The organism is Micromonospora sp. DT47 (genome assembly GCF_049844475.1).
Classification (GTDB): domain Bacteria; phylum Actinomycetota; class Actinomycetes; order Mycobacteriales; family Micromonosporaceae; genus Micromonospora.
Genome location: NZ_JBNCLC010000052.1, coordinates 1 through 7210 on the forward strand (window position 1 = coordinate 1; position 7210 = coordinate 7210).

Genomic DNA, 7210 nt, shown 5'->3' on the forward strand with positions numbered 1-7210 from the left:
CGCGCCGACAGGTCACCGTCCTTGCGGTGTTTCGCCGCCGCGAACCACGCCTCCGAAAACCGGCGCAACACCGACCGGGCACCCGTGGTGTCCAACTCGGCGAACGTGCCCGGCCCCGACGCCGCCAACTCCCCGCACAACCGCTGATAACCGACCAGAGGCGCGTCCCCGCGGCGGCGCCGCCACGCGTTGACCTCCAGCACACACGCCCACACATCACCGGCGGAGCGCAGCAGCCCGAACTGCACGAGTCGCACGGCGCGGCGACCAACCCGGCGAACGTTAATGGACACCGCACTAGCTGGCGCCACGGGCGCCCCCGTAGAAGGTTGGTTCTCATGAGTCAAGTACAGCGGTACGCGGCGTTCACCTCTGACCCCACCGGGGGCAACCCGGCCGGAGTGGTGCTGGAGGCAGACGACCTGGATGGTGCCCGGATGCAGCAGATCGCCGCCGAGGTGGGCTACTCCGAGACCGCGTTCGTGCTGCGCACGGGCAGGCAGGCACCTGACTTCGGGCTCCGCTTCTTCAGCCCACTGGCCGAGGTGGCCTTCTGTGGGCACGCGACGATTGCGACCAGTGTCGCCTTGGCTGAGTCCGGAGCCCGCGGACCCTTTCGGTTCGACACCAGAGCGGGTGAGATTCGGGTCTCCACGGCGCGGGAGGCGGGCGTCATGCGCGCAAGCCTTCAGAGTGTGCCCGGGCACAGCCGACCGGTCACCTCAGATGCTCTGCGCGAAACGCTGGGGGCACTGCGATGGTCGCCCGATGACCTGCACCCTGACTACCCGGCACACGTCGCTTTCGCCGGCAACAGTCACCTGGTGCTTGCCGCCAGGACCAGGCAACGGCTCGCCGAGCTGCACTACGACTTCGCTGGCCTGAAGGAGATCAGCGATCGAGAGGGGTGGACGACGCTCCAGTTGTTCTGGCATGACGGCGATTCGGTGTTCCACTCTCGCAACCCCTTCCCAACCGGTGGCGTCGTCGAGGACCCGGCCACGGGTGCGGGGGCCGCTGCCTTGGGCGCCTACCTGCGCGAGATCGGCCGACTGCCGCGGCAGCCCTCCTTCCTCATCGTCCAAGGCGAGGACATGGGCCGACCCAGTGAGCTGTCCGTGACAGTGGACCCGCGGGACCCGAGGATCACCGTCTCCGGAACCGCAGTGCCGATGTCGCCGGCGGCCGCTGACGGCCGCTGACACCGCATCGCGGCGTTGAGCCGGGCAGCTGAGCGACCCGAACATCTTCGAGAAGCTGCCCGGCTGACTGGCAAGACCGCCACGGTCGCCTCTCGTCGTGCTCCACCGCCACGTCCGCACATCGGTTACTTGCGAGCGAGCGTTCGAGAGTCGGTTACACCGGCAGGCGATCGATGTGCTGATATCGGCTCGACGTGACGCCGCTGCGGCCCGGCGGTGCTTCCGACAGGCAATAGCAATGCTGAAGGTGACGCCCAGCAAGGTGGTCACCGACGCGCCCGGTCTACCCCGCCGTGCTCGACGGCCTCGTCCCCCCGGCCTGGCACCACATGGAGCAGCACGCCAACAACCCGATCGGGGCAGATCACAGGCAACTCAAACACCGGCTACGACCCATGCGCGGGTCGCGCACCGACGGGACAGCCCAGGTGATCATCGCCGGGCACGCGTTCATGCAGAACCTGCACCGCGAACACTACAAACTCGCACTCGACGCCCCGCCCGCGAAACGGATCTCCGCCGCGTTCACTGAAGTCGCGCGAGCGCCCTTGCAGCCAAGGATTGAATGGTGGTTCAATCCTTGCGTGGTCTACCGGAGCACCGAGCGGGTGAAAGCTCGGCTGAGCGTCTCCCGGGAGCGGATCACCGCCGCCGCACTGGAGATCATGGCCGAGCACGGGTACGCCGGCTGCTCGATCGCCGCCGTCGCGGAGCGGGCCGGCATGGCGACCGGCAGCGTCTACCGCCACTTCCCCACCAAGGCAGACCTGTTCGCCGAGGTGTTTCGCACGGCCTCGCAGCGCGAAGTCGACGCGGTCGCGCGCGCCGCAGCGCTGGAGACCACCATCGCCGAGCGGGTGTCAGCCGTCATCGAGACGTTCTCCGGTCGCGCGCTACAGTCCCCGCGGTTGGCGTACGCCCTGCTCGCCGAGCCGGTCGACCCAGCGGTCGACGCCGAGCGGCTCGTCTTCCGCCGTGCGTACGCCGAGCTGATCGCCGGCTACGTCGCGGAGGGTGTGACGAACGGTGAACTACCCCCGCAGGATCCCGAGCTGACCGCCACCGCGTTGGTCGGCGCCCTGGCCGAGGCCATGGTCGGTCCGCTGGCCGCCGGGGTCGCCGGGCCGAGCACCATCCCCAGCCTGATCACGTTCATCCACCGCGCGCTTGGAGTATCGCCGTGACGACACACGAGGTCTTCAACCAGGTTCCCCCGCTGGCCGGCTACGACGCGGCGGACGACCCGGCACTGCTCGACGGGCTCGAGCGGGAGGGCGCCGGCTGGGCCGCCGCCGAGCTGCACGAGCTCGGCCGGATCGGCGGTACCGAGCAGGCGATCGAGTACGGGCGACTGGCGAACGAACACACGCCGGTCCTGCGCACCCACGACCGCTACGGCCACCGAATCGACGAGGTGGAGTTCCACCCGGCCTGGCACGAGCTGATGCGAACGGCAGTCACGCACGGCCTGCACGCCGCGCCGTGGGCGGACGACCGGGCAGGCGCGCACGTGGCCCGGGCTGCAAAGTTCTACACGTGGCGCCCCGACGCCGGCCACGGCTGCCCGATCTCGATGACCTACGCGGCGGTGCCGGCGCTACGGCACACCCCGGAGCTGGCCGCGCAGTACGAGCCGCTCCTCACCGCCAGGACGTACGACTTCGGGCTGCGTCCGCCGCTGACCAAGCAGGGGCTGCTGGCCGGCATGTCGATGACGGAGAAGCAGGGCGGCTCGGACGTGCGCGCCAACGCCACCACCGCCCACCCCGAGCCGGACGGCACCTACCGGCTCCTCGGGCACAAGTGGTTCACCTCGGCGCCGATGTGCGACATCTTCCTCACCCTCGCCCAGGCGCCCGGCGGGCTCACCTGCTTCCTGGTCCCGCGCGTACTGCCGGACGGCACGCGCAACCCGATGCGGCTGATGCGCCTCAAGGACAAACTCGGCAACCGGTCCAACGCCTCGGCGGAGGTCGAGTACGAGCACGCGGTCGCCTGGCGCGTCGGAGACGAGGGCCGTGGCGTGCGCACCATCATCGACATGGTCAACCTGACTCGCCTCGACTGCGTCATCGGCGCGGCGGCCGGGATGCGCCAAGGCGTGATCACCGCGGCCCACCACGTCACCCATCGGCAGGCCTTCGGCCGGTACCTCGTCGACCAGCCGCTGATGCGCAACGTGCTCGCCGACCTCGCGGTCGAGTCCGAGGCCGCCACCGTCCTCATGATGCGGCTCGCCGGAGCGACCGACCGATCCGCGCGCGGCGACGCCAGCGAGACCGCGTTCAAACGGCTCGCCCTCGCCGTCGGCAAGTACTGGGTCTGCAAGCGCTGGCCGGCGCACGCCGCCGAGGCCCTCGAATGTCTGGGCGGCAACGGCTATGTCGAGGAGTCAGGCATGCCGCGGCTGTTCCGCGAGTCGCCACTGAACTCGATCTGGGAGGGCTCCGGCAACGTCGCCGCGCTGGACGTACTGCGCGCTCTCGCCAAGGAACCGCAGGTCATGGAGGCGTTCCGGGCGGAGGTGACCGCGGCCGCCGGTGCCGACGCGCGGCTCGACGCCGCGGTACGCCAGGTGCAGGCCGAGCTGTCCGACCACGACGACCTCGAACTACGGGCCCGCCGCGTCGTCGAGCGGCTCGCGCTGGTCCTGCAGGGCTCGCTGTTGGTGCGGCACGGCCACCCCGCCGTCGCCGACGCCTTCTGCGCCTCCCGGCTCGGCGGCGACCACGGCCAGACATACGGCACACTGCCGAGCGGTGTCGACTTCGCCGCGATCATCTCGCGCGCCGCACCCAAGGTGGGCTGACCGCACGTGCCGGGGCCAACGGCGATGTCCATCCGGGTGCAGGGATTCGCCGGCGGCCAATGTGTCACGTCACTCGGCGGTAGACCGGAATCTCGTCGATCGACACGCCATCCGGGTGGTCGATGAACAGCGGCCGCAGCATCCGCACCCCCAGCAGCTGGGCAGTACACCTAGTGCGGTGTCCACTAACGTTCACCGGGTTTGCGGTGGGTGTTGTGGATCCTCGCCGTAGGCGAGCGACTCCCCACTGGGTGGGGCGGGCCTCCGCGGGCCAACTTGATCCTTACGCCGCCGGTGGTGCGTGGGGCGGCGGGGGTCACGTCGGGACCGGCCGGCACCGGGTAGGTGCCGGCCGGCTCGACGGTGCGTGACCACCTGCGGCAGCACGACGGCTGCCTGGGTGGTGGATCCGCTACCCCGGGTGCGGGTGGCGATGATGGCCGCCGCGACAACGTCGCGATGCCCGCAATACGTACAGTGCGGGCAGGACAGGGTGCGACCGCGGGGTTTCGGCACCCGCCTTCGGCAGGCGGGGCAGGTGGACGAGGTACCGCGTTCGTCGACCAACCGAACGGTGATGCGGGCCCGACGGCGGTACTGCCGCCACCGCCGTGACCCCTTCTGCCCAGGTTTTGGCGCCCGGCGGGCGACGGCACGGCGGCGGGCTTTCGTGTCGGCCAGGTGCATGCGGTGCTCGGCGCGGATCGCCCGCCCCGACACCAGCAACCCCTCCCCGTCCGGGCCGGCCACGGCGTAGGGGTGGATGATCCCCAGATCCACCCCAGCCCCCCGACCCGATCCGGCTCCACACCCGGCGGGTAGGTCATGACGGGGACTTCGGCGGTCACGTCGAGGAACAGCCGGCCGCCCTCGCACAGCAGCGTGATCGACCGGACCTGCCCGGCCGGATACGGCACCTCCCGCCCCAGACGCACCCACAACGGCGCGGTGCCTCTCGCGGTGGGGATCCGCACCCGGCGCCCGTCGAGGGTGAACGTGCCGTGATACCAGCGCACCGGCACCAACCCACGCCGGCGACGCGGGAACCGCGCCGACAGGTCACCGTCCTTGCGGTGTTTCGCCGCCGCGAACCACGCCTCCGAAAACCGGCGCAACACCGACCGCGCACCCGTGGTGTCCAACTCGGCGAACGTGCCCGGCCCGGACGCCGCCAACTCCCGGCACAACTGCTGATAGCCGACCAGAGGCACGTCGTGTCGGCGACGACGCCACGCGTTGACCTCCAGCACACGCCCACACATCGGCGGCCGACCGGAGCAGCCCGAAGCACCGCCGCCGCTGCCCCGACGTCACCCGCACCGCCACACGCGCGGTGCGATGCACCACCGGCGGCGCAGACGGATCCCGACGACGAGGCATAAACCGAAGCCAACACCACCCGTACGACAATTCACAGGGGCGACAACCCGGCGAACGTTAGTGGACACCGCACCAGCCCGTCCGAGCACGGATATGACAACATCGGGTCCGCCGAAGAGGTCACCAGCCAGGAAGCCCTGGTCACCGCGCTCCCGGTGGGATCGGAGTCTCAGGAAGTGGGACACGTGTCGGTGCTTGAGCGATGCCACACATACCCGGAGGTCGATCGGGCAGCTTCGCCGCTGGCCAGCCAGGACAGTCGACGGGACCACCGGCGCGAGGCAGCCCCGTAGCGGCAGAGGTGTGGCCACTTCGGTCTTCACTGGGAGGTCAAGGCCACCGGATCGCCACATAGTTGTTGGTCAGCGACTCGGCGCACGCCGGAGAAGTTGAGCACTTAGGACGCGGCGACCACATCGCTGAGGTGCTCCCAGATGGCACCCAGAGCAAGGACCGAGCGACCCCCAGCTCGTCACGGCCCTGACCTGCGGATACTCCCCCACCAGGCGGCATAGAGTGCCGTTGAAGTCCGTTCAGTGCAGCTGAGCACTGCGTGTGAAGCAGGACGCTGCACCGACTCTGACCTGCGGAAACGCAGAGCCGCAGGTGGGCGCGGATGCCGTTGATTGCTGTTCGGTGCCGTTGGGTGCAGTTGACTGCCGTTCAGCGCACCCCCCTGCTCCCATCTCGCTGCCCCGGACCTGGTCCCCACGGCAGGCGCCCAATCACGCCGTGACGGCCACCACGAACGAGCCCCACCTTCCGACGAGGACCTTGTCCCGCCGCAGACGCGGTTATCCGATCAAGGTATCTGCAGGACGGGGCGCACCGGGGTCTCTCCAGTAAGGCCGCCGTCGCAGACGGCTTCCGCCAGGTCTGGGTCGCGGTAGGCGGTGGCGAGGGCGAGCCAGGTCAAGAAGCTGCCGTAGCCACCGCAGAGTGCCGAGCCGCCGTCGCCGCCGCACAGGACCGCTGGGTCGGTGGTGAACTCGGCCCGGTACGGGTCGTGGCTGGCCCGAAAGACGGCCCGAGGCGGTGAAGGTCACCCGGCCTAGGGTGTGTCTCAAAGTCAGCTACCCTACTGCGCGACCTACGGCCCTCGCCTGGCAGCCCGGCCAGGCGAGGGCCTGAAATCACTTCGCCCCTGCTCGCCTCGCCCGGTACGGTCCGCGAGAGTGTTCTCACTGCAGGGAGCCCATGAGATGCGCGTGCGGCCACCCCGGCAGTTCCCACGCTGAGAGTAGGTTTCGTCAATGGCATGCCGTATCAGTGAGCTCGTGCTCAAGTGCCGCGACCCCGAGGTGCTGGCGCGGTTCTGGTGCGAGGTCCTGGACTTCATAGTGCTCGATCGCGAGGAGGAGGGCTGCATCGAGATAGGTCCGCGCGAAGGGTTCGGCGGCCCGCAGCCGACGATCTTCCTCATCCGCAACGACGAGCCGAAGAACGGGCATGCCCGGCTGCACATCGACGTCAACGCCACCGACCGCGATCAGGACGCCGAGCTCGAACGCCTCCTGGCCGTCGGGGCCGAACTCGTCGACATAGGTCAGCCCGCGGAGGCGTCCTGGCACGTCCTCGCCGATCCAGAAGGCAACGAGTTCTGCCTGCTCAAGCCCCGCCTCGACCCACTCTGACGGCCCTCGTCGGCAACGAGGCCGCGCCCGGGTGGAGTGTGGGTGGCCACGAGGTCTCCGGGTCTGAGGTTCTTCTTGGTCGATGAACCCATTACCGGAGACCTCACTACTTAGAGCCTGGTAAATAAGGGGTTCCGGGCGTCGGCTGGCCTCGTGGAGATTGATGATTGCGGCCGTACGGGCGT

6 protein-coding genes are annotated in these 7210 nt (G+C 69.5%); 4 read left to right on the forward strand and 2 right to left on the reverse strand.

Annotation, left to right across the window (positions count from 1 at the left end; all coding sequences use genetic code 11):
• The coding region (locus ACLQ2U_RS31985; RefSeq protein WP_425754614.1) for a hypothetical protein at positions 1 to 257 on the reverse strand (257 nt) is incomplete at its 3' end.
• A gap of 81 nt (positions 258 to 338) precedes the next feature.
• Here ACLQ2U_RS31985 and ACLQ2U_RS31990 point away from each other — a divergent pair.
• The 3 genes from ACLQ2U_RS31990 (at position 339) to ACLQ2U_RS32000 (ending at position 4011) form a co-directional block, all read left to right on the forward strand.
• Complete coding sequence (locus ACLQ2U_RS31990) at positions 339 to 1202, forward strand: PhzF family phenazine biosynthesis protein (protein WP_425754615.1); 864 nt, start codon at positions 339 to 341, stop codon at positions 1200 to 1202.
• 293 nt (positions 1203 to 1495) lie between these two features.
• On the forward strand, positions 1496 to 2386 hold the full coding sequence (locus ACLQ2U_RS31995; RefSeq protein WP_425754616.1) for a TetR family transcriptional regulator: 891 nt from the start codon (positions 1496 to 1498) through the stop codon (positions 2384 to 2386).
• Positions 2383 to 4011, forward strand: coding sequence for an isovaleryl-CoA dehydrogenase (locus ACLQ2U_RS32000; protein ID WP_425754617.1), 1629 nt, complete (start codon positions 2383 to 2385; stop codon positions 4009 to 4011). The genes ACLQ2U_RS31995 and ACLQ2U_RS32000 overlap by 4 nt, the downstream gene beginning before the upstream one ends.
• A gap of 192 nt (positions 4012 to 4203) precedes the next feature.
• On the opposite strand, the gene ACLQ2U_RS32005 is transcribed toward ACLQ2U_RS32000, so the two are convergent.
• Positions 4204 to 4698, reverse strand: a complete 495-nt coding sequence (locus tag ACLQ2U_RS32005; protein WP_425754618.1) for a zinc ribbon domain-containing protein — start codon at positions 4696 to 4698, stop codon at positions 4204 to 4206.
• Positions 4699 to 6644: 1946 nt separating this feature from the next.
• Between ACLQ2U_RS32005 and ACLQ2U_RS32010 the strand changes: the two genes are divergently transcribed.
• Positions 6645 to 7025 (forward strand): VOC family protein, encoded by a 381-nt coding sequence (locus ACLQ2U_RS32010; RefSeq protein WP_406039769.1) that lies wholly within the window; start codon positions 6645 to 6647, stop codon positions 7023 to 7025.
• The last annotated feature ends 185 nt before the right edge of the window (positions 7026 to 7210 follow it).